Source organism: Roseobacter sp., from assembly GCF_039970775.1.
GTDB lineage: Bacteria > Pseudomonadota > Alphaproteobacteria > Rhodobacterales > Rhodobacteraceae > Roseobacter.
On sequence record NZ_JBDVLG010000056.1, the window covers coordinates 13,556 to 37,838 of the forward strand.

General features: G+C 57.1%; 24 protein-coding genes. 15 read left to right on the forward strand and 9 right to left on the reverse strand.

What is annotated here, in order from left to right:
* The first annotated feature begins 36 nt into the window (after positions 1-36).
* The 4 genes from ureC to ureG all read left to right on the forward strand — a co-directional run bounded on the left by ureC (position 37) and on the right by ureG (position 3,609).
* Positions 37-1,746, forward strand: coding sequence for an urease subunit alpha (gene ureC / locus ABJH13_RS15545; RefSeq protein ID WP_348407134.1), 1,710 nt, complete (start codon positions 37-39; stop codon positions 1,744-1,746).
* Positions 1,747-1,857: 111 nt separating this feature from the next.
* The gene (gene ureE, locus ABJH13_RS15550; RefSeq protein WP_348407135.1) at positions 1,858-2,358 is read left to right on the forward strand and encodes an urease accessory protein UreE; all 501 of its coding nucleotides are present in this window, start codon (positions 1,858-1,860) and stop codon (positions 2,356-2,358) included.
* Entirely contained in the window at positions 2,318-2,989 is a 672-nt protein-coding gene (locus ABJH13_RS15555) for an urease accessory UreF family protein (protein ID WP_348407136.1), read from the forward strand. Before ureE ends, ABJH13_RS15555 begins: the two co-directional genes overlap by 41 nt.
* Entirely contained in the window at positions 2,986-3,609 is a 624-nt protein-coding gene (ureG, locus tag ABJH13_RS15560) for an urease accessory protein UreG (RefSeq protein WP_348407137.1), read from the forward strand. The genes ABJH13_RS15555 and ureG overlap by 4 nt, the downstream gene beginning before the upstream one ends.
* A gap of 195 nt (positions 3,610-3,804) precedes the next feature.
* Here ureG and ABJH13_RS15565 read toward each other — a convergent pair whose 3' ends face one another.
* Positions 3,805-4,818: a LacI family DNA-binding transcriptional regulator gene (locus tag ABJH13_RS15565; RefSeq protein ID WP_348407138.1), complete on the reverse strand. Its 1,014-nt coding sequence runs from the start codon at positions 4,816-4,818 to the stop codon at positions 3,805-3,807.
* 247 nt (positions 4,819-5,065) lie between these two features.
* On the opposite strand from ABJH13_RS15565, the gene hisD reads away from it, so the two are divergent.
* The 6 genes from hisD to ABJH13_RS15595 all read left to right on the forward strand — a co-directional run bounded on the left by hisD (position 5,066) and on the right by ABJH13_RS15595 (position 10,506).
* Positions 5,066-6,373 carry a histidinol dehydrogenase gene (gene hisD, locus ABJH13_RS15570; protein WP_348407139.1) on the forward strand — a complete coding sequence of 436 codons (1,308 nt, stop codon included), beginning with the start codon at positions 5,066-5,068 and terminating at the stop codon, positions 6,371-6,373.
* Between the two features lie 6 nt (positions 6,374-6,379).
* Positions 6,380-7,132 carry an SDR family oxidoreductase gene (locus ABJH13_RS15575; protein WP_348407140.1) on the forward strand — a complete coding sequence of 251 codons (753 nt, stop codon included), beginning with the start codon at positions 6,380-6,382 and terminating at the stop codon, positions 7,130-7,132.
* Positions 7,129-8,136, forward strand: a complete 1,008-nt coding sequence (locus ABJH13_RS15580) for an alcohol dehydrogenase catalytic domain-containing protein (protein ID WP_348407141.1) — start codon at positions 7,129-7,131, stop codon at positions 8,134-8,136. The genes ABJH13_RS15575 and ABJH13_RS15580 overlap by 4 nt, the downstream gene beginning before the upstream one ends.
* A 204-nt stretch (positions 8,137-8,340) precedes the next feature.
* Positions 8,341-8,847 (forward strand): sulfopyruvate decarboxylase subunit alpha, encoded by a 507-nt coding sequence (gene comD, locus ABJH13_RS15585; protein ID WP_348407142.1) that lies wholly within the window; start codon positions 8,341-8,343, stop codon positions 8,845-8,847.
* Complete coding sequence (gene comE / locus ABJH13_RS15590; RefSeq protein ID WP_348407143.1) at positions 8,844-9,398, forward strand: sulfopyruvate decarboxylase subunit beta; 555 nt, start codon at positions 8,844-8,846, stop codon at positions 9,396-9,398. The genes comD and comE overlap by 4 nt, the downstream gene beginning before the upstream one ends.
* A gap of 4 nt (positions 9,399-9,402) precedes the next feature.
* Complete coding sequence (locus ABJH13_RS15595; protein ID WP_348407144.1) at positions 9,403-10,506, forward strand: alpha-hydroxy acid oxidase; 1,104 nt, start codon at positions 9,403-9,405, stop codon at positions 10,504-10,506.
* Here ABJH13_RS15595 and ABJH13_RS15600 read toward each other — a convergent pair.
* Positions 10,503-11,183, reverse strand: a complete 681-nt coding sequence (locus ABJH13_RS15600; protein ID WP_348407145.1) for an SGNH/GDSL hydrolase family protein — start codon at positions 11,181-11,183, stop codon at positions 10,503-10,505. The genes ABJH13_RS15595 and ABJH13_RS15600 overlap by 4 nt on opposite strands.
* A gap of 487 nt (positions 11,184-11,670) precedes the next feature.
* Between ABJH13_RS15600 and ABJH13_RS15605 the strand changes: the two genes are divergently transcribed.
* The 4 genes from ABJH13_RS15605 (at position 11,671) to ugpC (ending at position 15,898) form a co-directional block, all read left to right on the forward strand.
* On the forward strand, positions 11,671-12,969 hold the full coding sequence (locus ABJH13_RS15605; protein WP_348407146.1) for an extracellular solute-binding protein: 1,299 nt from the start codon (positions 11,671-11,673) through the stop codon (positions 12,967-12,969).
* 70 nt (positions 12,970-13,039) lie between these two features.
* Positions 13,040-13,921: an ABC transporter permease subunit gene (locus ABJH13_RS15610; protein ID WP_348407147.1), complete on the forward strand. Its 882-nt coding sequence runs from the start codon at positions 13,040-13,042 to the stop codon at positions 13,919-13,921.
* A 12-nt stretch (positions 13,922-13,933) separates the two neighbouring features.
* Complete coding sequence (gene ugpE / locus ABJH13_RS15615) at positions 13,934-14,836, forward strand: sn-glycerol-3-phosphate ABC transporter permease UgpE (RefSeq protein WP_348407148.1); 903 nt, start codon at positions 13,934-13,936, stop codon at positions 14,834-14,836.
* A 12-nt stretch (positions 14,837-14,848) separates the two neighbouring features.
* A complete protein-coding gene (gene ugpC / locus ABJH13_RS15620) occupies positions 14,849-15,898 on the forward strand; it encodes a sn-glycerol-3-phosphate ABC transporter ATP-binding protein UgpC (protein WP_348407149.1) in 1,050 nt (349 codons plus the stop codon).
* A 198-nt stretch (positions 15,899-16,096) separates the two neighbouring features.
* On the opposite strand, the gene ABJH13_RS15625 is transcribed toward ugpC, so the two are convergent.
* From ABJH13_RS15625 to ABJH13_RS15650, 6 genes are all read right to left on the reverse strand, one after another.
* Positions 16,097-17,092, reverse strand: a complete 996-nt coding sequence (locus ABJH13_RS15625; protein ID WP_348407150.1) for an ABC transporter substrate-binding protein — start codon at positions 17,090-17,092, stop codon at positions 16,097-16,099.
* Between the two features lie 48 nt (positions 17,093-17,140).
* On the reverse strand, positions 17,141-17,980 hold the full coding sequence (locus tag ABJH13_RS15630) for an ABC transporter permease (protein ID WP_348407151.1): 840 nt from the start codon (positions 17,978-17,980) through the stop codon (positions 17,141-17,143).
* 2 nt (positions 17,981-17,982) lie between these two features.
* Positions 17,983-18,903, reverse strand: a complete 921-nt coding sequence (locus ABJH13_RS15635; RefSeq protein ID WP_348407152.1) for an ABC transporter permease — start codon at positions 18,901-18,903, stop codon at positions 17,983-17,985.
* Positions 18,904-18,990: 87 nt separating this feature from the next.
* The gene (locus tag ABJH13_RS15640) at positions 18,991-19,764 is read right to left on the reverse strand and encodes an ABC transporter ATP-binding protein (protein WP_348407153.1); all 774 of its coding nucleotides are present in this window, start codon (positions 19,762-19,764) and stop codon (positions 18,991-18,993) included.
* A gap of 73 nt (positions 19,765-19,837) precedes the next feature.
* The gene (gene hydA, locus ABJH13_RS15645; RefSeq protein WP_348407154.1) at positions 19,838-21,292 is read right to left on the reverse strand and encodes a dihydropyrimidinase; all 1,455 of its coding nucleotides are present in this window, start codon (positions 21,290-21,292) and stop codon (positions 19,838-19,840) included.
* A gap of 46 nt (positions 21,293-21,338) precedes the next feature.
* A complete protein-coding gene (locus tag ABJH13_RS15650) occupies positions 21,339-22,589 on the reverse strand; it encodes a Zn-dependent hydrolase (RefSeq protein ID WP_348407155.1) in 1,251 nt (416 codons plus the stop codon).
* Between the two features lie 177 nt (positions 22,590-22,766).
* Here ABJH13_RS15650 and ABJH13_RS15655 point away from each other — a divergent pair, with 177 nt between their 5' ends.
* Positions 22,767-23,378: a TetR family transcriptional regulator C-terminal domain-containing protein gene (locus ABJH13_RS15655; protein WP_348407156.1), complete on the forward strand. Its 612-nt coding sequence runs from the start codon at positions 22,767-22,769 to the stop codon at positions 23,376-23,378.
* Positions 23,379-23,540: 162 nt separating this feature from the next.
* Here the strand turns inward: ABJH13_RS15655 and ABJH13_RS15660 are convergent, their stop codons facing one another.
* On the reverse strand, positions 23,541-23,903 hold the full coding sequence (locus ABJH13_RS15660) for a VOC family protein (RefSeq protein WP_348407157.1): 363 nt from the start codon (positions 23,901-23,903) through the stop codon (positions 23,541-23,543).
* Positions 23,904-24,283 lie beyond the last annotated feature (380 nt).

Consider the following 24,283-nt stretch of genomic DNA (forward strand, 5'->3'; position numbering starts at 1 on the left):
TCGCCTGACCGCGACCCGAAACCAGAAAGGTACATCATGCCAGCACCCATTTCGCGCGCGAATTACGCCGCCATGTTCGGCCCCACCACCGGCGACAAGGTTCGTCTGGCCGATACCGACCTGATCATTGAGGTAGAACGCGACTTCACCACCTACGGCGAAGAGGTCAAATTTGGCGGCGGCAAGGTGATCCGCGATGGCATGGGGCAAAGCCAAGTCACACGCGCAGGTGGGGCTGTCGATACGGTCATCACCAACGCGCTGATCGTGGACCATAGCGGGATCTACAAGGCAGACGTGGGCCTGAAAAACGGGCGTATCCACAAGATCGGCAAGGCGGGCAACCCCGACACACAACCCGGTGTGGATATCATCGTTGGCCCTGGCACCGAGGCGATCGCGGGGGAAGGCCGGATTTTGACGGCAGGTGGTTTTGACAGCCACATCCACTTTATCTGCCCACAGCAGATCGACGATGCGCTGCATTCCGGCGTGACCACCATGTTGGGCGGCGGCACCGGCCCCGCACATGGCACGCTGGCCACCACCTGCACGCCCGGGCCTTGGCACATCGGACGGATGCTACAGGCCGTTGACGGGTTTGCCATGAACATCGGCGTATCAGGCAAAGGCAACGCCAGCCAACCCGCCGCATTGGTCGAGATGGTCGAGGGCGGTGCCTGCGCCATGAAGTTGCACGAAGACTGGGGCACCACGCCTGCCGCCATCGATTGCTGCCTGTCGGTGGCCGATGACATGGACGTGCAGGTGATGATCCACACCGATACGCTCAATGAATCCGGGTTCGTGGAAAACACGGTTGCCGCCCTAAAAGGCCGCACGATCCACGCGTTTCACACCGAAGGCGCGGGCGGCGGCCATGCCCCGGATATCATCAAGATCTGCGGCGACGCGAATGTTTTACCATCGTCCACCAACCCGACGCGGCCCTTTACCGTTAATACCTTAGAAGAACATCTGGATATGTTGATGGTGTGCCACCATCTGGACAAATCGATCCCCGAAGATGTCGCCTTTGCCGAAAGCCGGATCCGCCGCGAAACCATCGCCGCCGAAGATATCCTGCATGATATGGGTGCGTTTTCGATCATCGCCTCTGACAGCCAAGCGATGGGCCGCGTGGGCGAGGTGTTGATCCGCACATGGCAAACCGCCGACAAGATGAAGAAACAGCGTGGGCGACTGGCGGATGAAACCGGCGAAAACGACAACCTGCGTGTGCGTCGGTACATCGCGAAATACACGATTAACCCGGCGATTGCACATGGGGTGTCCCATGAAATCGGCAGCATCGAGGAAGGCAAGCGCGCCGATCTGGTGTTGTGGAACCCTGCGTTTTTCGGCGTGAAGCCCGAGATGGTCCTGATGGCGGGCACGATTGTCTGCGCGCAAATGGGCGACCCCAATGCGTCGATCCCCACACCCCAGCCCGTTTATAGCCGGCCCATGTTCGGTAGCTTTGGGCGGTCGGTCGAACACTCTGCCATCACCTTTGTCAGCGCCGCCGCCGAGGCCGCTGGTCTGCGCGACACGTTGGGCCTGCGCAAACAGGTGGTCGCCGTGAAAAACACCCGTGGCATTGGCAAAAAAGACCTGATCCTAAATGACGCCCTACCCCATATCGAGGTCAACCCCGAGACCTACGAGGTGCGTGCCGATGGTGAACTACTCACCTGCCAACCCGCCGAAGTGCTGCCCATGGCGCAGCGGTATTTCATGTTTTGAGGTCCGAGTAGGAACCAACGGTGTCTTTGCCACGCGCAAAAGGAACAAGTTGCGCCCTATATTTCTGGCCCTCGATACAGCGCCTTTTGTCCGTCTTAACCGCGAGTGAACATGCTGACCGCCCAAAAAATCACCCACACTCATGACGCCGATGATCACGTCACGCTCGACTACGACGCGCGGTTTTTGCGGCGCAAAGTGCTGATGACCGACAAAGGCGATCATGTGCTGGTCGACCTGCCCAAAACGACGTCCCTGAATGCGGGCGATGCCTTCGAGGCCACAAACGGCACCCTCATCGGCATTGTCGCGGCCCCTGAGCCCCTGCTGGAAATCACCGGACAGGACCTGCACCGCATCGCGTGGCACATCGGCAACCGGCACACCCCCTGCCAGATCGAAACAGACCGTCTGTTGATCCAACAAGACCACGTAATGGCCAGTATGTTGGCGCAACTGGGTGCGCATGTGCTTGATGTTGTGGAACCTTTCACCCCCGAAGGCGGTGCTTACGGGCACGGGCGCACCCATGGGCACGACCATTCTGCGCAACACGGGCCAGATCATATGCATGACCACGGGCATAGTCATGGGCACAGCGATGACGACTGATGCGATCCTGACGTTGACGCAATGGCTGTCGCCTGGGTTTCCTGTGGGGGCGTTTGCCTATTCGCATGGGTTGGAAACTGCGATTGCGACGATGCAATTGAAAACAATCGGAGATCTGGGCGATTGGCTCGAAGATCTGGTCGCCTTTGGCGGGGGGCACGCCGATCTGGTGATTTTGGCGGCGGCCTACCGCGCCCGTCCACCTGAAGTGGCGCAGATCGACGCCACCGCGCGCGCCTTTGCCGCCAGCGCCGACCGGCTGCTTGAAACCGACCAGCAAGGGGCCGCCTTTGCCCGCACGGTCGATGCCGTTTGGGGCACAGATCTGGGGCCCCTGACATATCCGGTTGCGGTGGCTCGCGCCGCGCGGTCGCAAGACATCGCGCTGGATGTAACCGCCCGCATGTATTTGCACGCCTTTGCCGCCAATTTGATTTCTGCATCGGTGCGGCTGGTGCCTTTGGGCCAGACAGACGGGCAGCGTCTTTTGGCCACGCTGGCGCCCCTGATCACCGCCACAACCGAACGTGCTTTGGCCACCGCGCTTGATGATCTTGCCGCGCCGTGTTTTGCGGCCGACATTGCGGCGATGCAGCATGAAATACTCTATTCAAAGGTCTTTCGTACATGAACTTGAACGGTCCACTTCGTATTGGCATCGGGGGCCCCGTTGGCGCCGGAAAGACCACCTTGACGGCCTGTCTGGCCCGCGCATTGGGCCCGGATCATTCCATCGGCGTGATCACCAATGACATCTACACCCAAGAAGACGCGGACGCCTTGATGCGGATGCAGGTGCTGCCACACGACCGCATTATCGGGGTCGAAACCGGCGGCTGCCCGCACACGGCGATCCGCGAAGATGCGTCGATCAATCTGGCCGCCGTGGCCGAAATGCAAACCCGCCACCCCGAGGTTGAGGCGATCTTGATTGAAAGCGGCGGTGACAATCTCAGCGCGACGTTTTCGCCGGAACTGGCGGATGTCACGCTATATGTGATCGATGTGGCCGCGGGCGAAGAGATCCCCCGCAAGGGCGGCCCCGCGATCACCCGCTCGGATATTTTGATCATCAACAAAACAGACCTTGCGCCACATGTCGGGGCCAGTCTGGATGTGATGCGCCAAGACGCTGACCGCATGCGCGCCGGACGGCCATTTTTCTTTACGGCGCTTCGACATGGAGATGGGTTAGACGCGGTGATTGACGCCCTGCGTCAGGTGTCTGGACTAGGCCTCGTCGAGGCGTAGCAACGTTTACCTTGGTTTGACTGTCTGTGCGTGCCGTTTGGTATCATCAAGCGCCGCGTCACCCTGAACACTGGGCGCAACCGCTGTTAGAATTCCAATCCAATGGGCGAAGGTATCCCCAGAAAACATGGCCAAGCTTGACAGAAACACCCATTCTAAAACGTTTTTCCACGTCGCCCGGCCACGCCGCACCACCTAAGGTGCTGCCAAAGACCCCCGAGCGATAAACTCTGTCGGCAGCTCAACCGACACCGCATCCGCGCCACCGTTCAGCTTGGCCAACAAAGCACGCGCCGCAGCTCGGCCCATTTCGGTCTGTGGAACTCGAACCGTTGCAAGAGGCGGCGTGACAACAGAGGCCAACCCAATATCGTCGAACCCGACCAACGACAGCTGCCCCGGCACATCAACGCCCATGTCTCGTGCCCGCATCAAAGCCCCCGTCGCCAAAACGTCGTTCCCACAAATCACGACGGTGGGCCGCGCATCTGATGTCATGATGCGTTCAAACGCTTCGGCACCGTATTCCAACCGATATTTCGCCTCTTCTGAGTGCACCAAAACGGCGCCCTGATCATGCGCCGCAATAGCGTCGATCACCCCCTGATACCGATCCGATGCACGGTCATTCCCCGCGTGCGGGCCAGAGATCATTGCGATCCGCCGGTGTCCCAGCCCCAAAACACGACGGGTCGCGTCAAAAGCCGCCTTGTGGTTGTCAAAACCGATGCAAAGCTGGTCAATATCGGGGCGAAAATACCATGAAATAACATGCGGCACCCGTCGCTTGGCCAAGAAATCTCGGGTCGCTTGGGGACGGGCCTGACCAATCAACATCAGCCCATCAGCGCCATGGGCAATCAAAGCCTTGATCTGCCGGAATTCCTGATCCGGATCGTCTGCAGTCGTGGCCAAAAGCAAGTTCACACCTGCCTCGGACAACGCCTCCTGGAAGGCTTGGACCCCCGTTGCAAACATCGCATTTGCCATGCTGGGAATGATCGCGCCAACTGTATTGGTCCGGTTTGAGGCCAGCGCGCGCCCGCCAAAATTTGGCGTATACCCCAAGGTTTCGATCGCACGTTCGATCTTGACACGCGTTGGTTTGGCAACCTTATCGGGGTCATTAAGAGCCCGCGATATACTGGCGGTGGACACGCCCGCCATGCGGGCGACGTCTTCTAAAGTGGGCGCGGTAATTTTGGTCATAATCAATTTATAGCGTGCTTTGTGCCGGATGGCTTCCGTTTTCGGAAAAATACACAACATATTGAATTAAAACAATAAACTTATATCTTGCGCGAATCTATGTAAGCGCTTACAAAAATAGTTAACGCGAGACACTTAACTTCGTTTCACGGCGACACCCCCGCATAAAAGGCGTCGGCCATTTGACCGGCCCTCGTGGATGGCGCCGGTTACACCCACGACCCCGATGATCAGATAGGACCCTTTCATGGCGCGCGCATATCTTAAGAAAGCTCAGAAAACTGCGATGACGGATGCGGGCGATGTGCGCGCGACCGTTCAGGACATTCTGGATGATATCGAGGCTGGCGGCGACGCGACGGCCCTGAAATACGCGCAGAAATTCGACAATTATCAGGGCCGCACCGTGCTGGGCGAGGAAGAGATCGCAGCGGCATCTGTCCTTGTGTCGCAAAAGCTGAAAGATGACATCGCGTTTGCGCATGACAACGTGCGCCGCTTTGCGGAGGTCCAGAAATCCACGATGACCGACGTGGAACTAGAAGTCGTGCCGGGGCTGATCGCGGGTCAAAAGGCCATCCCCTGCCGAGCGGCAGGTTGCTATGTTCCTGGTGGGCGGTACAGCCACATCGCCAGCGCCATCATGACGGTAACAACCGCCAAAGTGGCCGGTTGCCAAAACATCACAGCCTGTTCGCCCCCCCGCGCTGGCGAAGGCATCGCGCCCGCGATCATCTATGCGGCCAATCTGTGCGGCGCCGACAAGATCCTGTCCATGGGCGGCGTGCAAGGCGTTGCCGCGATGACCTTTGGCCTGTTTGGCCTTCCCAAGGCGGATATTTTGGTCGGGCCCGGCAACCAGTTTGTAGCCGAAGCCAAACGCATTCTTTTTGGCCGCGTCGGCATCGACATGATCGCAGGGCCTACCGACAGCCTGATTTTGGCGGATCACAGCGCCGACCCCTTCATTGTGGCAACAGATCTGGTTGGACAAGCCGAACATGGGTATAACTCGCCAGTTTGGTTGGTGACAGACAACCGCGCGCTGGCCGAAAAGGTGATGGAAATTGTTCCAAACCTGATCGCCGACCTACCAGAACTGAACCGCACCAATGCAGAAGCCGCCTGGCGCGACTATGCAGAAGTCATCATCTGCGACACCCCCGAAGAAATGGCAGCCTGTTCTGATGATTACGCCCCCGAACACCTGACCGTGCAGGCGGAAAACCTGCCCTGGTGGTTAGACCGGTTGCAATGCTACGGATCGTTGTTTTTGGGCGAAGAAACCACCGTGGCCTTTGGCGACAAGGCCTCTGGCACCAACCATGTTTTGCCCACGTCGCAATCAGCGAAATATACCGGCGGCCTGTCGGTGCACAAATACATGAAAATCGTCACTTGGCAGCGATCTACACGGGACGGCGCGCGCCCCATCGCCGAGGCCACGGCGCGCATTTCGCGGTTGGAAGGCATGGAAGGGCACGCGCGGTCGGCGGATGCGCGGTTGCACAAATACTTCCCGGATGAAAATTTCGACCTGTCAGCGCGGGATTGAACCCAGATGACCGCGCTCTTTGATGTGTCTGGCAAAACAGCCTGCGTGACCGGGGCCAGCAGCGGCCTTGGCCGTCAGGCGGCGCGGCGGTTGGCCGAAGCCGGGTGCCGGGTCGTCGGGGTGGCACGGCGCGGCGATCAGTTGGCTGAATGGCAATCCCAAACCAACGGGGATACCGCCGCAGTGACCGCGGATTTGTCGGACCGATCTGCTTTGGGTGACGTTGCTTCGGCTGTGTCAGCACCCTTTGGGACAATCGACATTCTGGTGAATGCAGCAGGTATCAACACCCGCCAACACGCCGATGACGTCACCGACAATGGTTGGGATCTAACGCTCGATCTAAACCTCGCGGCGCCCTTCTTTTTGGCCCAAAAACTGGTGCCCGGCATGAAAACGCGCGGATGGGGGCGGATCATCAATTTTGCGTCGCTGCAATCGCAACGCGCCTTTGCAAACGGCATCAGCTATGGCGCGTCAAAGGGTGCGGTCGAACAAATGACCCGCGCCATGGCCGAAGCATGGTCTGGCAACGGGATCACCGCAAACGCGTTGGCCCCCGGATTTTTCCGCACCGAATTGACCGGCCCCGTCTTTGCCGACCCAGTTCTGGCGCAACGCAACGCCGATCAAACATGCATCGGGCGCAACGGCGAACCAGCAGACCTAGACGGCCCGCTTATGTTCTTTTGTTCTGACGCCTCTGCTTATGTGACCGGCCAAACATTGTTCGTCGACGGGGGGTTCACCGCAAAATGAAAGCGCTTGTTTATACCGGTGTCAAAGAGCTGTCATATATGGACCGCCCCATGCCCCAACCGCAAGACGATGAGGTGTTGGTTCGGGTCATGGCATCTGGCATCTGCGGGTCGGATATGCACGCGTACCTGGGGCATGACGCCCGCCGCCCCGCGCCGCTGACCTTGGGCCACGAAGCCGCAGGTGTGGTGGTGGGCGGCCCGGACGATGGCCGCCGCGTGACGATCAACCCGCTGGTGGCGTGCCAAGCCTGCGGGTTGTGCGACACCGGTCGCGAAAACCTATGCGCCAGACGCCAGATTATCTCGATGCCACCGCGTCAGGGCGCCTTTGCCGACTATGTCACCATGCCGCCGCGCAACCTGATCACTGTGCCAGACCACACGCCCCTGACACATGCAGCGCTGGCTGAACCCATCGCCTGCGGCTGGCACGGGGTGCGGCTTGGGCGCGGTGTTCTGACCTGCGATCTGTCTTCGGCACGGACTGTGGTGATCGGCGGCGGCGCGATTGGCGTTGGCGCGGCATTGTCGCTGGCCGCACAAGGGGTGGGTGATATCACCTTGATCGAACCAAACGAGACGCGGCGTGCGCATCTGGCTGATATCGCAGGGTTTGAGGTTTGCGGCCCAGACGAGCCCGCGATGCCTGCCGAAGGGTCAGCGGATATTGTGATTGATGGCGTTGGTTTTGCCACCACGCGGGCATCGGCCAGTACGATTGCGCGCGCCGGTGGGGTGATCGTGCACATCGGGCTTGGCGAGGCCACCGGGGGCCTCGATATACGGCGGATGACCTTGCAAGAAATCACGTTCATCGGCACCTACACCTACACCGCTCGGGATTTTGCAGAAACAGCAGCCGCTATATTTGACGGCCGTTTGGGCAAACTCGACTGGATCGAAACGCGCCCCTTGTCAAAGGGGCACAGGGCCTTCAAAGACATCCGCGCAGGCCATGTCCCCGCCCCAAAAGTCATTTTGACCCCCGAACACGACGCGTGACAACGGGCATACTAACTAGCAGATGCGCGCCAGAAAGACCATTGATATGCACATGGACCCGGTGATCCTGCCACCACCATACCAAAGACGCGGTTGCTTTTTAGGGCACGCAGGGTGGCGCGTTCTGGGCTGTGCGCCCCGACCTTTCCCTTTCATACGTTAACAGCGCTGCTGCATCAGCGCCTCACCACAAGGAGTACTTAGGTGTCCATCAGTAGTAAGATTGTGGATGACTTCGTTGCCAGCGGCATCGATTTTGTCACCACTGTACCATGCAAACAATTGGCCGGCGTGATCGAAGACATTGAGGCCCGCAAAGAGATCTTCCATATTCCGTCCAACAAAGAAGACGAAGGCATGGGCCTGTGCGCCGGCGCCTATATGGGCGGCAAGCGCCCTGCGATCATCATGCAAAACACCGCCATCGGTGTGACCATCAACACATTGGTCACCCTGACGCAGTTCTACCGGATGCCCCTGCCGATGTTGATTTCCTATCGCGGTGAACTGCGCGAGCCGGTCGCCTGTCAGGTGGAAATGGCCGTGCACACCAAAGCGCTGCTGAACCAATTGCTGATCCCGACGTATCATTTTCACAAGGAATCCGACGCAGAAGAACTGCCCGAGATCCTGAAATACTCTTTCATGTGCAATAAACCTGTGGCGATCCTGACGGATGCGTCCTTCTGGGGAGGCTACGGCGACCAATGATCCGTTCTGAAATCCTGAAAGACATCGCCCCGATCCTGCGCGACCAACTGGTGATCTGTAACATCGGCATCCCCAGCCAAGAGCTGCACGCCATCGATGATCAGCCCACAAATTTCTACATGCTGGGTACGATGGGCTTGGCCTCGTCGATTGGTCTTGGTGTGGCGCTGGCACAATCCAAACCCGTGATCGCGATCGATGGGGATGGGTCGATTTTGACCAACATGGGCACCTTGCCAACCATCGCCAACAACGTCGCAAATAACTTCATCCTGATGATCATCGACAATGGATCTTATGGATCCACCGGCGATCAACCCACCTATGCCGGTAAGAAAACATCACTGGCCAAAGTGGCCGAAGCCTGCGGATGCGAGCGGGTGATTGAATGCAAAGACGTCGATACCGGGCGCGTCCTGCAAGAGGCGTTGGACAGCGGCGAGATGACGGTCATGGTCGTGAAATGCGACAGTGGCAACGCCAAGATGCCGGTGATCACCATGGACCCTGTCGTGATCCGCGACCGGTTTATGACGTCGGTTAAGGCCTAAGCACGTGCGCCGTGCGGATGCCATCCACAGCTATACAGACGCCCGCCGCCTGGCGCGCCGACGTTTGCCGTGGATGGTATTCGACTACATTGATGGAGCGGCGGGAGAAGGTGTGGCCGAGGCCCGCAATCTTGCCGCTCTGCGCGACATTCAGTTGCAGCCGCGCGTTTTGGTCAACGTCAAGGACCGCGATTTGAGCGCACCTGTCTTTGACCATGCAGGTCACGCGCCCTTTGGGATCAGCCCGATGGGGATGTGCAACCTTTCAGCGCCGGGCGCCGACCTGATGTTGGCGCGCATGGCCGCAAAACACCACGTACCGGTTGGAGCATCTACCGTGGCGTCAACCAGTCTTGAGAAAATCATCGACGAAGCCAACGGTCACGCCTGGTTTCAGCTGTATTTTAGCGGCGATGGCAGCGGGACACAAAAGCTTGTTGAACGTGCCAAAGTGGCCGGATATCGCACGTTGGTCGTGACGCTAGACGTCCCCGAAGTTGGCCGCCGCCCGCGCGAACTGCGGCGTGGTTTCAAGATGCCCTTCCGCATTGGCCCGATGCAATTTATTGACTTTGCGCTGCATCCGTTTTGGTCAATCCCAACGGTACGGGCAGGAACACCGGTGCTGGCCAATTTCACCCAAGATGGATTTTCCTTTGATCGCACCGAAAGCCGGGCCGCCGCTGACTGGGGGTTTTTGAAACGGCTGCGCGATCAATGGGACGGGCAGCTGGTTGCCAAAGGTGTCACCCATGTGGGCGATGCCTTGCGCTTAAAAGAAGAAGGCGTCGACGCGATCCAAGTTTCGAGCCACGGAGGGCGTCAGTTGGATGCCGGACCGCCCCCGATTTTGGCATTGCGCGCCATTCGCGACGTCGTTGGGGACACATATCCGTTGTTTTATGATAGCGGCCTGCGGTCTGGTGAAGACGTCGTTAAGGCGTATCAAATGGGCGCGAGTTTCGTTTTCTTTGGGCGCGCGATGCAATTCGCGATTGCCGCAGGCGGTGAGCCCGGATTGCACCGCCTTTGGGATTTATTGACACAAGAGGTGGGGCTGACGTTGGCCCAAATGGGCCTGTCACGCCTGCCCCGCTCTGATTGTTAACCGTTGATCACATCCACAATCCGGCGCGCGATTGCATCGCTGCCCTTTTTGGACGGGTGAATGCGATCGCCCCCGTGGAATGACCTGTCTCCATGCGGGACCAACCCCTGCAACGAGACAAAATGCACACCGCTGTCGGCTTGCGCCATGCGGCCAATGCGGCGCTCCAGCTCGTTTCCTTCGCTGCGGCAATGTTCGATGATCGACCCCACACCAGGGCTGCGCAGATACCCGACGTAAATAACCCGCGCGCCGGACTGACGAATGTTCTGCACCATAGCCGCGATCTTGCCAGATTGACCATCGGCGCTGATCATCCGGTTGATCTTGCCGTCGCACCGGATGCAACCACATCCCAGCCACAAATCATTGCCGCCGCCGTTCACGATCACCCAATCCCATTGTCCGGGTACATATTGCTTTGAGATGTTCAGGCCCATCGCACCCGTGATCGGCAAGTGGTACAAAACACGTGCACCAACCACCGAACGGTCAATGACCTGCTGCTGCAGCATTTGCTCAACACCGTCAGCGATGCCTTCATCGCTCCCCGCGTGCCAGGCCATCATGGAATCACCCATCGCGAGGATCCGGGGCGATTCGCCACGTGTGACTGCCTCGCCGCAGGCACTCAACAGCACCGCCAACGCGCAGAATTGAATCAATAGAAATTTCAATGTTACACCCACCATTTTTCGACACGATATATCCGCATCTCCCGGTTTTATTCATAACAATCGGGTTCTGAAATTCGGTTAATCGCCACCGGATGAGGCCCTTCAAAACCTATAACATTTAATAAAATACGCCGTATTAACCTATTTTCAGTCGCTTTAGATAAACGTTAATCTGTTTCACGCCTCAACCATACGCATATGTATTGTAAATTCCCGCGGCGTTACGTGCAAATTACACACCGCGTCAGCACCCTCATTTGCGCCCTCAAAAAACAGGTTCAAAACGGGCAGTTGTCACAAGACTGTCGTCTATGCCGCGTAGGGGACGCCCGTGCACAGGTGCGGACTCAATCCCGTTGAAGCCGATTGATATCACGGCTATCGTGATCGAACATCGCCTGCTGTCGCACATAAAATACTGCGCCGCGCAGGCGGGTCGCAGGACACTGAAATGCCTTGCGTAACCGACAAGGGTTTGGAGAAAAACATGAAACTAATCAAAATTGCTGCAACGACAGCATTTGGCCTGACGGCCAGTGCCAGTTTGGCAGAAACCGAAATCACCATGTGGCACGCGATGGGGGGACAGTTGGGGGAGACAGTCAACCAAATCGCAGAAAATTTCAACGCGAGCCAAGGCGACTACACGATCACGCCCGTGTTCAAAGGGACCTACGAAGAGACCCTGACCGCAGGTATCGCGGCCTTCCGTGCCGGCGAACAGCCCAACATCATGCAGGTGTTTGACGCCGGTGCCGCCACCGTAATTGGTGCCGCAGGCGCGGTCATCCCGGTTCAGGATCTGTTTGAGCAAAATAAAATCGATTTCGACATCGATGACTACATTGCTGGCGTACGTTATTTCTACGCGGATTCAGATGGCAAGATGATCGGCATGCCGTTCAACTCGTCCACTCCGATCCTGTATTATAACGAAGACGCCCTGACTGCCGCTGGCGTAACAGCGCCCAAAACATGGGAAGAATTCGCCGAAACCACAGCGCCTGCATTGAAAGACGCCGGATACATCCCGTTGTCCCAATCGCACCTGCCATGGATCTTTACCGAAAACTTCTTTTCGCGCCATGACATCCAATTTGCCAACAACGGCAACGGCTATGACGAACCGGCGACAGAAATCCTGGTGAACCACCCGGCGATCAAAGCACATTTCCAAGCGCTCGCAGACTGGAAAGAAGCAGGTCTGTTCGAATGGTACGGCACCGGTTGGGGTGACAACTCCAAGCCCTTCGAAGACGGCAAAGTCGCAATGTGGCTGGGGTCTTCCGGGTCTTTTGGCGGGTTGACGCAAAAAGTCGAATTCCCTTTCTCGGCGACCATGTTACCCTATTGGAACGGCGTGACCGAAGAACCCAAGCAGACCTTTATTGGTGGTGCGGCCCTCTTTGCGATGTCCGGCCAGTCGGCTGAAGAAAACGAAGCAACTGCGAAGTTCTTTGAATTCATGGCGTCCTCCGAAGTGCAGGTCATGTGGCACAAAGAAACCGGCTATGTGCCAATCACAGAAGCCGCCTACGATCTGGCCAAAACCGAAGGCTACTACGCAGAAAAACCAGCCGCCGAAGTTGGCATTCAACAGCTGTCCTTGCCAGCTGGCGATTGGACCCGTGGGTACCGTATGGGCTTTTACGTGCAGATCCGTGACGTGATGAACCGTGAATACGGCCGCATCCTGACCGGCGAAACAAGCGTCGAAGATGCCTTTGCCACCATCGAAGAAGAAGCCAACGCTTTGCTTGCACGTTTTGCAAAGACCCAAGGCTAACCATCCATAATACGATCAGGCGGCCCACGCAGGCCGCCTGACATTTTTAACGACCCTGGGGGGACAACAGGTGAAACGCGCTGGGTTTACACATCCTTGGCTGCCACTCTTATTGCTGGTGCCACAACTGGCCATTATTATGGTCTTCTTTTATTGGCCGGCGGGTTACGCTATCCAATCATCCTTTTATCTTCAGGACCCGTTTGGGTTTGGCTCGACCTACGTCGGGACGGACAACTACACCGACATCCTGAAATCCTCCGAATACAAACGCGTGGCGTGGTTCACGCTTTGGTATACCGCTCTGGTCACGTTTTTGTCGCTGGGCATTGCCTTGCTACTGGCCGTGAAGGCCGACAAGGTCATCCGCGGTGCCAAGACATACCGCACCTTATTGATGTGGGTGTACGCCGTCGCCCCCCCCGTAGCCGGGTTGACGGGTGTGATGTTGTTCAACCAAGGCAACGGCCCCATAACCGAGCTCTACGCGTTCTTTGGATACGAATTCCGTCTGGGCGTGAACTACAGCGACACCGCGACTGCGATGGTCGTTGTCGCCGTGTGGAAACAGATCCCGGTGAATTTCATCTTCTTCCTGTCGGGCCTGCAATCGATCCCCCGCGCGGTGCGCGAAGCGGCCCTGATCGACAATGCGTCCGGCACCCGCCGCTTTTGGGATATCACCTTCCCGCTGCTGGCACCGACCGCGTTTTTCTTGCTGATCATCAACATCACATATGCGCTCTTTGACACCTTCGGTATCATCGACACACTGGTGAAAAGTGAACCGGGCAACAACCCAATGACCCTTGTCTATAAGGTCTTCGTCGACGGGTTCCGTGGCAATGATCTGGGTGGGTCTTCGGCGCAATCGGTGATCTTGATGGTGCTGGTTCTGGCGTTGACGATCTTCCAGTTCCGGTTCCTCGAACGCCGCATCCACTATACGTGAGGGAGCATAAACATGGCTGATATTACACAAGACCTCACCGACGTCGCACCCGACACGGCGCGCAAACGCATCAAATGGGAAGCGGTTGGCGACCACGCTGTGCTGATCACGGGGGCATTGTTGATGCTGCTGCCGATCTATCTGGTGTTCGCCTCTTCGAGCCACGACCCGCTGACGATCCACCGTCACGGAATGCAATGGGGGTTCGGCAGCGATCTAGCAGCGAACTTCCATCAGGCGATGTTTGAAAAAGGCGGCTTCACCGATGAAGTCGACGGTTTCAAAATGCTGATGAACTCGCTTATCCTCGGGATAGGGTTTGCCTTTGGTAAAATCCTGATCGGCATGATGGCGGCCTACGGCATCGTCTATTTCCGCCTGCGGTTTGCGACATTCGCCTTTTGGATCATCTTCACCACGCTGCTGTTGCCGCTCGAAGTGCGCATCTTGCCCTCTTACGAGGTCATCCAAAGCATGGGGCTGGCCAACACCTATACGGGCCTGATCGTTCCGCTGATCGCGTCGGCAACGGCCACGTTCTTCTTCCGGCAGTTCTTTCGGTCGGTCCCTGAGGAACTCGTCGAAGCCGCACGCATTGATGGCGCCGGTCCGGTGAAATTTTTCATCGACATTTTGGTGCCGCTGAGCCGCACAATGATTGCGGCGATGTTCATCATTATGTTCGTCTTTGGCTGGAACCAATATCTATGGCCCACGCTGATCACCACCGATGAAAACCTCTTCACCCTGGTGCGGGGCATCCGGCAGATCATTCAGGTCTATAGCGATGGCAACTCGATCCCGGAATACGGGCAAGCCATGGCGCTGTCGCTGATTGCGATGCTGCCGCCTGTGGCGATCGTGGTGTTCTTTCAAAACTGGTTCGTCAAGGGCCTCACAGAATCCGATAAGTAAGGAGCCATCAACATGGCAAATGTTAAACTCGACGGGGTCCGTAAGGTATACCCAAACGGTGTCGAAGCGGTGGAACCCTGCAGCATCGACATCCCCCACGGTGAATTGATCGTGCTGGTCGGGCCATCAGGGTGCGGCAAATCCACACTGCTACGTATGGTTGCGGGCCTCGAAGACATCACCGGCGGCACATTGCACATCGGTGATCAGGTCATGAACGACACCGACCCAGCGCACCGGAATATCGCGATGGTGTTCCAGAACTACGCGCTCTATCCGCATATGACTGTGGCCAAAAACATGGGCTACGGGCTGAAAAACCGCGGGCTGCCCAAATCAGAGATCGAAGCTAAAGTCATTGACGCGGCAAAGATGCTGAACCTGACCGAATACCTAGACCGCCGGCCCAGCCAGCTGTCTGGTGGGCAACGTCAACGTGTTGCGATGGGCCGCGCTATTGTACGATCGCCTGATCTGTTTTTGTTCGACGAACCGCTGTCGAACCTGGACGCAAAGCTGCGCAACCAAATGCGTATCGAGATCCGTGCGCTGCAACAACGGTTGGACGTCACGGCGATGTACGTCACCCACGATCAGGTCGAAGCGATGACATTGGCTGACCGCATTATCGTGCTGAACGCCGGTAAAATCGAACAGGTCGGCACGCCCGCAGAGATCTATAGCAAGCCCGCCTCTACCTTTGTGGCAAGCTTTATGGGTGCGCCGCCGATGAACATTTTTGAGGGCACAAGCGACGGTCAACAGGCGACATTGGACGGTGGTTTGTCACTGAACGGCGCCGGTGCTCCTACGGCAACCGGTAAGATCCGCATTGGGATCCGCCCCGAAGACGTGACCCTTGATGATGCGGGCGCCCTGCCCTTTGAGGTCGATATTATCGAAGAACTGGGCGCACATCGGTTGCTGCACGGCAGCCTTAGCGGGCAGCCTTTCTCGGTGAGTGTGGCCAAAGATCAAGCCGCGCAAACAGGGCCCACACGGATCACATTGAAACCCGACGCGGTGCACTTCTTTGACGCCGACGCGGGCCGTCGCCTGTAACACCGCGATTGCTGGCGCTGGGGGTAACCTTGGCGCCAGAGACCACCCCAAAGAGGCCCACCCCGCAAGAGGCAGGCCCGGTTTGAGACACGCGTCAGTAAAACCAAACACCCCCCATTTAGCACAGCCTCAAAAACAAAGAGCCCAACGGCAACCGCTGGGCTCTTTCGTCGTGGTTCACACTAAAACCGCAAAGGGTTAGTTCAACGCTTTGTCCGTGATCGCCGTGGTGAACGCACCTTCTGGTACTTTTGAAATCACCGGGTCAGACCCACCTGCCAGCAGGGTTTCAACCGTACGGTTGAAATCAGCCTCATCCAACGCACCGTCAGACCCGGCCGTCAGCTTGGCGATCTCTTGCATCATACGCAGCTGCGCTTCTTCAGATTGAGCACCTGTGTCGTCGTTTTCGATGATGATGCTAGCGGCTTCGGCTGGATGTGCCTCGGCGTACTTCCAACCCTTCATCGACGCGCGCACAAACCGCACCATTTTGTCGACAAAAACCGGATCCTCGAGGTTTTCTTCTAACGCGTAGATCCCGTCTTCGAGGGTGGCGACCCCTTGGTCTTCGTACTTAAAGGTCACCAGTTCATCAGGCGACACACCTGCATCCAAAACCTGACCGTATTCATTATACGTCATCGTTGAAATACAATCGGCCTGCCGTTGCAGCAATGGATCAACGTTAAACCCTTGCTTCAGAACCGTGACGCCATCTTCGCCACCATCCGTGCCGATGCCTTCTTGGGACATCCAGCTTAGGAAGGGGTATTCATTGCCAAAAAACCACACACCGATGGTTTTGCCTTTGAAGTCATCAACCGATGTGATCCCAGAGTCTTTCCAGCACGTCAGCATCAGACCAGAGGTCTTGAACGGTTGCGCGATGTTCACCACCGGCAGACCTTTTTCGCGGGCAGCCAACGCAGATGGCATCCAGTTCAGCATCACGTCCGCGCCACCGCCGGCCAACACTTGTGGGGGGGCAATGTCGGGGCCACCGGGCAGAATGGTCACGTCCAGCTCTTCTTCGGCGTAGAACCCTTTGTCGAGGGCCACATAGTACCCGGCAAACTGGGATTGCGTCACCCATTGCAATTGCAGATTGACGGTATTGGCATGGCCATCCGCCTGTGCCGTTGTGGCGCCGAGTGATGCTGCAAGCGCAGCCGCAAGTGCGAGTTCTTTCATAGTAATCTCCTTGTTGAATACATGTTATCGCGGTTTGTCACCGTCTGATTATCGTTGCGATGGATGCCAAAAGGTCACCCGTTGTTCTATCACTGCCATCACACCATAAAGCGCGGACCCTGCGATCGCGGCTATGATAATTTCTGCCCAGACCATGTCCATGGCCAACTGACCGACGGACGTCGAAATGCGGAACCCCATCCCCACTGTCGGAGAGCCAAAGAATTCGGCCACAATCGCCCCGATCAGGGCCAAGGTTGTCGCCAGCTTCAGCCCGTTGAAAATAAAGGGCATTGCCGCTGGCAGGCGCAGTTTGAAAAGGGTCGGCCAATAGCCCGCGCCATAGGTGCGCATCAGATCGCGCTGCATCACGCTGGTGTCTTTGAGACCCGCAACCGTGTTTACAAGGATCGGGAAAAACACCATCACCCCGACCACGGCCGCCTTTGACTGCCAATCACTGCCCAGCCATTTAACGAAAATCGGCGCTGTGCCAACAATGGGCAATGCCGCCATGAACGCCCCCACCGGCAAGATACCTTTGGTCAAAAACGGCGACCGATCCGCGAGGATCGCCACCACAAAGGCTGCGATCATACCCACGACGTACCCCGTGAGCGCACCTTTCAGGATGGTCTGTTCAAAGTCCGCCCACAGCAGATGTAACGACCCAGCAAAGCGCACAATAATCGCCGATGGCGGCGGCAATATCACCGCACTAACGTCCAGCATTTGCACCAAGATTTCCCACATCGCGATGATAGTCACACCAAAGATCAGCGGGATCAGAAACCGGATAGAGCGCGTATCAGACGCCGCCGAGTGAGACAGCCGCGCATTCAACCACCATCCGGCCGCCCAGATCGCACCGGCGTATATCCATGCCATGATCATGCTGCCTGCATCCCCATTTGCTTGAGCGTCTGCCGTTCGATCAGGCTGAGTAGTGCCACCAAAGCGGCGGCTGTCAGGGCGGCTGCAAACAACGCAGCCCACGTCACGAGCGGCTGGCCATATTGGTCGCCCACCAACATCCGTGCGCCGAACCCCGCCCGTGCGCCTGTTGGCAATTCGCCCACAATCGCACCGACCAAGGCCGCAGAAATACCTATCTTGAGGGACGCAAACAGATAGGGTGTAGAGGCCGGCAACCGCAGTTTCCAAAAGGCTTGGTTCGCGTTGGCATTATATGTACGCAGCAGGTCCAACTGCATCGTATCGGGGCTGCGCAGACCTTTGACCATGCCGACAACCACCGGAAAGAAACTAAGGTAAGCCGAAATAATCGATTTGGGCAAAAGCCCCTGAATGCCAATAGCGCCCAACATCACAATGATCATCGGCGCCAAGGCCAAGATCGGGATGGTCTGAGATGTGATCGCCCACGGCATCACTGATTTGTCCATCGTGCGATTGTACACAATGCCAACCGCCAGCACGATCCCCAGCGTTGTGCCCATCGCAAACCCCAGCAAGGTCGCGGATAAAGTCACCCAACCATGAAACACCAACGACCGTTTTGAGGTTATCTTTTTGGCAAATACTGTGTCGTATAGCTCACCCACGACCTGATGCGGTGACGGCAAGCGGGGCCGTTTTTGCACAAAGGTCTGCGAGATGATCGCCGGGTTCATCACGGCCAGTGCCACACCGGTTAGTTCTTGACGTGCGGCAGGCGTTTCGGGGGTAACAATGACACCGTCGCGTGCCGCCTGATCTGCGGTCAAATGTGCGTTCATCGGGATAACGCAGGCCGTCCAGAAGGCGACGATCACAAGGATCACGGTCAAAACGGGCAAGATGCGGGTCATCTGTAACGCCCCCCTGCGGTTTTAGTGGTATCACCCGCCCGTTTGGTGCGTACCGATGCACGGACTGCGGCGTGTGTTGTGCGCAGGTTACGCATCCGTGTGCCCCGCGCGCAGCCCATCCCGGACCCGGTGGGAAATTTCGATAAATTCCGGGCTGTCGCGAATATCGAGCGGGCGTTCACGCGGCAGCGGGCTTTCGATCACGTCAGAGATCCGACCGGGGCGCGGGCTCATCACAACGATCTTTGTGGACAAATACACCGCTTCAGGGATCGAATGGGTCACAAAGCCGATGGTTTTTTCTGTTCGGGCCCAAAGGCCTAGCAGCTGTTCGTTCAGATGGTCGCGCACGATCTCATCCAATGCGCCAAAAGGTTCGTCCATCAGCAAAATATCGGCATCAAACGCCAAAGCCCGCGCAATAGAGGCACGCTGCTGCATCCCGCCCGAAAGCTGCCACGGGAATTTCTTTTCAAATCCAGCCAGATCGACCAGATCCAACACCCGCGTCACCCGTTCCGCCTGATCGGATTTGGAAAACCCCATGATCTCAAGCGGCAGTCGGATGTTGCCGCCGATGGTCCGCCACGGGTACAACCCTGCGGCCTGAAACACATAGCCATACGCCCGCGCACGGCGTGCTTCGTCGGGGGTCATCCCGTTGACACTGATCTCGCCAGAGGTCGGCGTTTCCAACCCCGCAATACACCGCAAAAACGTGGTTTTACCGCACCCAGATGGGCCAATAAACGAAACGAAATCGCCCTTTTCGATGGTCAGGCTAACCCCTTTGAGGGCATGAACCGGGCCATCGTTTGTCTCAAACGTCAGATCCAGATCTCGAGCTTGGATAAGTGTCACACCGCGGTCCTTATTGTCACAAACAGACGCCCCAGGCAGGACGTCCGCGCACCGTTACCACTAATCGAAACCATCAGACACCCGTTTCCGGGATGCCTGTCCGCGTAACGGGACGCGGCGCAGTCAGCTCTTTCCACGATGACAGCGCCTTGTTGACGGTGCCGTTGCCCGCGCGTTTGACGAATTGGCCGTGCCCTTCTTGGGTGCGGATCTCGCCGTCATGAACCGCCACATGCCCACGTGTCAGGGTGAACCGTGGCAGCCCCTTGACCTTCTGCCCCTCGAACACGTTGTAATCAATCGCAGATTGCTGGCTGCTGGCCTGAATGGTCTTTTCTTTTTCCGGGTCCCACACAACCAGATCGGCGTCAGCCCCCACCAACACAGCCCCCTTTCGCGGATAGCAATTGAGGATCTTGGCAATATTCGTCGACGTCACGGCGACAAATTCATTCGGCGTCAGGCGGCCCGTTGCAACACCGTGGGTCCACAGCATTGGCATCCGGTCTTCCAGCCCCCCCGTGCCGTTAGGAATTTTCGTGAAATCCCCCACACCCGTGCGCTTTTGTTCGGTGGTAAAGGCGCAGTGATCGGTGGCCACCACGCTTAGGCTGCCCGCTTGCAACCCGGCCCACAGGCTGTCTTGGTGCTGCTTGTTGCGAAAGGGCGGTGACATGACGCGGCGCGCGGCGTGGTCCCAATCGGCGTTGAAATATTCGCTTTCGTCCAACGTGAGGTGCTGGATCAACGGCTCGCCCCAGACACGTTTGCCCTGTTGACGCGCCCGGCGAATGGCCTCGTGGCTTTCCTCGCAAGAGGTATGCACCACATAAAGCGGCACCCCGGCCATATCGGCGATCATAATCGCGCGGTTGGTTGCTTCGCCTTCCACTTGCGGCGGGCGGGAATAGGCATGCGCCTCTGGCCCGGTGTTGCCCTGCGCCAGTAGTTTCGCGGACAGTTCTGCGATCACATCGCCGTTTTCGGCGTGCACCATTGCAATGCCGCCCAATTCAGACAAGCGGTTGAAAGACGCGTATAGTTCATCGTCATTCACCATCAACGCTCCTTTATAGGCCAAGAAGTGCTTGAACGTGTTGATCCCACGATCCTTGATCACGCTTTCCATTTCGTTGAAGACCTGCTCGCCCCACCATGTCACGGCCATATGGAACGAATAGTCGCAATTGGCGCGGGTTGATTTGTTGTCCCACATCTTGAGCGCGTCATGCAGGCCCTGCCCCGGTGACGGCAGCGCAAAATCGATGACCATCGTTGTGCCACCGGCCAATGCCGCGCGGGTGCCGCTCTCGAAATCATCCGACGAATAGGTGCCCATAAACGGCATCTCGAGATGGGTATGCGGGTCAATCCCACCCGGCATGACATAGCACCCCGTCGCATCCAGCGAGACATCACCTTGCAGGTTTGGGCCAATTTCAACGATCTTGCCGTCTTCGATCAAGACATCGGCCTTGTACGTCAGGTCATGGGTGACGATGGTGCCGTTTTTGATGACTTTACTCATGCTGGGTCTCCGTTCGTATTCTGTGCGTTGTGGTTCGAGCCGCGGCTTATCCGACCACTTGCGCTGTTTCCAAAACCGCGTGCAGCAACACATCCGCACCCGCGGCCGCCCATTGCGGCGATATTTCTTCGGCCTCGTTGTGGCTTAGACCATCCACGCAGGGGCACATAACCATCGCAGTTGGCGCCACGCGGTTGACCCAACACGCGTCATGACCCGCCCCAGAGATCAGGTTCATATGGCTATAGCCCAGGCTTTCAGCCGCGTTGCGAACGGCTGCCACGCAGGTCTCGTCAAAGCTGACGGGGTCAAACCCACCGACCTTTTCAAAGGCGATTTCCATGCCCATATCATCCGCAATTTTGGTGGCCTCCGCGCGCAGGCGGGTTTCCATATCCAAAATCACGTCCAAGCTTGGCGACCGGAAATCAACGGTAAAAACCACCTTACCGGGGATCACATTGCGCGAATTGGGGTACACATCGATGTGGCCCGCGGCACCTACCGCATGCGGCGCGTGGCTCCATGCGATTTCGTCGACTTTTTCAAGAATGCGCGACATCGCCAGCCCTGCGTTTTTGCGCATGGGCATCGGCGTTGACCCGGTGTGGCTGTCTTTGCCGATCACTGTGATCTGCGTCCAACTTAGGCCCTGACCATGGGTCACGACACCGATCTCTTTGTTTTCCGCCTCCAGTATGGGGCCTTGTTCAATGTGAAGCTCAAAGAAGGCGTGCATTTTACGCGCACCCGTTTCTTCGTCGCCGCGCCACCCGATACGTTTGAGCTCGTCTCCAAACGTCTTTCCTTCGGCATCGGTGCGGGCATAGGCCCAATCTTGGGTGTGCAGCCCCGCGAAAACGCCCGACGACAACATCGCAGGCGCAAACCGCGTGCCTTCTTCATTGGTGAAATTTGTCACCACGATGGGGTGTTTGGTTTTGATATCCAGATCATTCAACGTGCGAATAAGCTCGAGCCCACCGAGAACGCCCAAAATGCCATCGTATTTCCCGCCGGTCGGCTGGGTATCAAGGTGGCTGCCAACATAGACAGGCAATGCGGTTGCGTCGGTCCCCGGCCGGGTCGCGAACATATTGCCCATCTGGTCAAGACCCATGGTGCAGCCCGCCGCCTCGCACCACTTTTGAAACAACGCGCGCCCTTCGGCGTCTTCGTCTGTGACGGTCTGGCGATTGTTGCCACCTGCCACACCGGGACCGATAGCAGCCATATCCATCAGGCTATCCCACAAGCGTTCGCCGTTGATTCTAAGGTTCTTTCCAGCAATACTCATTCGGTGCTCCATTGGTCCCTGAGCCGGTAGATTTATTTTGACCAACCGGTAAAAAAGAACGCTAACAGAGGACTGGAGTGTGTCAAGTATTTTGCCTAAACCCACGCAATCCCCGTGGTAATTGCCAAAAGTTAATGCACTTAATGAGGCCCGCGCCCCCAGGAGCAAACAAAACGCATGTCAAAGACGCAGACCCGCATACAGCTTAAAAATAACGCAGCAATATTGGCGGCGGGCTTGAACGTATTTTCGCAATTTGGCTTCAGGGGGTCGACCCTGGATCAGATCGCCAAAGAGGCCGGGCTGTCCAAGCCGAACCTCATCTATTATTTCGCGTCCAAAGATGCGATCTACCGCGCGCTTTTAGACCAACTGCTCGAAGATTGGCTGGAGCCGATTTACACCATCGACGAAGACGGCGACCCGGTTGCGGAAATCACCGCCTATGCGAAACGCAAATTGGCCATGAGCCAACATTACCCCCGCGAAAGTCGCCTGTTTGCCAATGAGGTTATTCAGGGCGCGCCGCAGATTGGCGACACATTACGCGGGGAACTGCGCCGCGTGGTCGGGCGCCTTGTCGGCGCCATCGAGCGGTGGATCCAAGAGGGTAAAATACGCCCCGTAGAGCCGCATCATCTGATTTTCTCGATTTGGTCAATCACGCAGCACTACGCCGATTTCGACGTGCAAGTGCGTGCAATCCTGAAAGACACAGACCCTTTTCCGGGGGCTGAAACGCATCTGGAAGAAATGCTGCACCGGATGCTCTCAATCGATACAGGCTAACGTTGCAGCACGTACAGGCAGTGTCACACCCGCATCTCACAGCGGCACCAACGGTCCAAGCGACGTTGATGATCTCGCGGTCATCAATGGCCAACATATTTGAACAGGCGCGTGGCCCTCAGGGTGGTATGGCCGCCCATATTTGAGCGACCATAAATCGGCTTAGCCGAAGATATAGAAGGCAAGTTTGTTGCCGTCTAGGTCGCGCACGTAGGCGCCATAAAAGACGTCGTCGATACGTTGGCCGGGTGCGCCTTCATCTGTTGCACCAAGCGAAAGTGCCTTGGCATGCAGCGCGTTCACTTCGTCTTTGGACGACGCGGAAAACGCGATCATGGCGCCGTTGCCGCACGATGGCGCTTCACCGTTGAAGGGTTCGCAAACCGCAATCATTGGTGCGTCCATTGTCTTGCCGATCATCGCCAAGCGGCCGATGTCCACGTGTACGGTGGCGTCGAACAGATCGCAGTAGAATTTTTTTGCCACATCGATGTCTTTTACACCAATCGTTGAATAACCAATCATGAGAATCTCCATTTGTGTTGACTGTGATCAACCTACTAGAAGGTTGACGCGCATACTGCAAGAGCAAGTCGCACCCTCACCAGATTGTCATCCACCGATTTCGGGCGCTCCGGCTGCAACCACAGGTTAAAAATCAGGTAAAATGAAATTCAATTTATGCCTTCAAGTCAAAGGCCATTCCCACAAGGGTGCCTTCATTTTTCATTCACCATCTTGCCACTTTTTAAGGCGGTATATCGCCTCAATTCAACGATTTTAAATAGTATTGAATTAGCCCCATTGTCGCACTAAGCGGCGAGGGAAAATTCATGGCGAATAAAATTGCCACTGAAGAAACATGTTTGTTTTGGCGTTACACGCGGCGATACTTATTCGCCATG

Bases quoted from the DNA above. Each gene is read 5' to 3' on its own strand.
- ureC (WP_348407134.1), top strand. From the start codon at position 37: ATGCCAGCACCCATTTCGCGCGCGAATTACGCCGCCATGTTCGGCCCC.
- ureE (WP_348407135.1), top strand. From the start codon at position 1,858: ATGCTGACCGCCCAAAAAATCACCCACACTCATGACGCCGATGATCAC.
- ABJH13_RS15555 (WP_348407136.1), top strand. From the start codon at position 2,318: ATGACCACGGGCATAGTCATGGGCACAGCGATGACGACTGATGCGATC.
- ureG (WP_348407137.1), top strand. From the start codon at position 2,986: ATGAACTTGAACGGTCCACTTCGTATTGGCATCGGGGGCCCCGTTGGC.
- ABJH13_RS15565 (WP_348407138.1), bottom strand. From the start codon at position 4,818: ATGACCAAAATTACCGCGCCCACTTTAGAAGACGTCGCCCGCATGGCG.
- hisD (WP_348407139.1), top strand. From the start codon at position 5,066: ATGGCGCGCGCATATCTTAAGAAAGCTCAGAAAACTGCGATGACGGAT.
- ABJH13_RS15575 (WP_348407140.1), top strand. From the start codon at position 6,380: ATGACCGCGCTCTTTGATGTGTCTGGCAAAACAGCCTGCGTGACCGGG.
- ABJH13_RS15580 (WP_348407141.1), top strand. From the start codon at position 7,129: ATGAAAGCGCTTGTTTATACCGGTGTCAAAGAGCTGTCATATATGGAC.
- comE (WP_348407143.1), top strand. From the start codon at position 8,844: ATGATCCGTTCTGAAATCCTGAAAGACATCGCCCCGATCCTGCGCGAC.
- ABJH13_RS15605 (WP_348407146.1), top strand. From the start codon at position 11,671: ATGAAACTAATCAAAATTGCTGCAACGACAGCATTTGGCCTGACGGCC.
- ugpE (WP_348407148.1), top strand. From the start codon at position 13,934: ATGGCTGATATTACACAAGACCTCACCGACGTCGCACCCGACACGGCG.
- ugpC (WP_348407149.1), top strand. From the start codon at position 14,849: ATGGCAAATGTTAAACTCGACGGGGTCCGTAAGGTATACCCAAACGGT.
- ABJH13_RS15625 (WP_348407150.1), bottom strand. From the start codon at position 17,092: ATGAAAGAACTCGCACTTGCGGCTGCGCTTGCAGCATCACTCGGCGCC.
- ABJH13_RS15630 (WP_348407151.1), bottom strand. From the start codon at position 17,980: ATGGCATGGATATACGCCGGTGCGATCTGGGCGGCCGGATGGTGGTTG.
- ABJH13_RS15635 (WP_348407152.1), bottom strand. From the start codon at position 18,903: ATGACCCGCATCTTGCCCGTTTTGACCGTGATCCTTGTGATCGTCGCC.
- hydA (WP_348407154.1), bottom strand. From the start codon at position 21,292: ATGAGTAAAGTCATCAAAAACGGCACCATCGTCACCCATGACCTGACG.
- ABJH13_RS15650 (WP_348407155.1), bottom strand. From the start codon at position 22,589: ATGAGTATTGCTGGAAAGAACCTTAGAATCAACGGCGAACGCTTGTGG.
- ABJH13_RS15655 (WP_348407156.1), top strand. From the start codon at position 22,767: ATGTCAAAGACGCAGACCCGCATACAGCTTAAAAATAACGCAGCAATA.
- ABJH13_RS15660 (WP_348407157.1), bottom strand. From the start codon at position 23,903: ATGATTGGTTATTCAACGATTGGTGTAAAAGACATCGATGTGGCAAAA.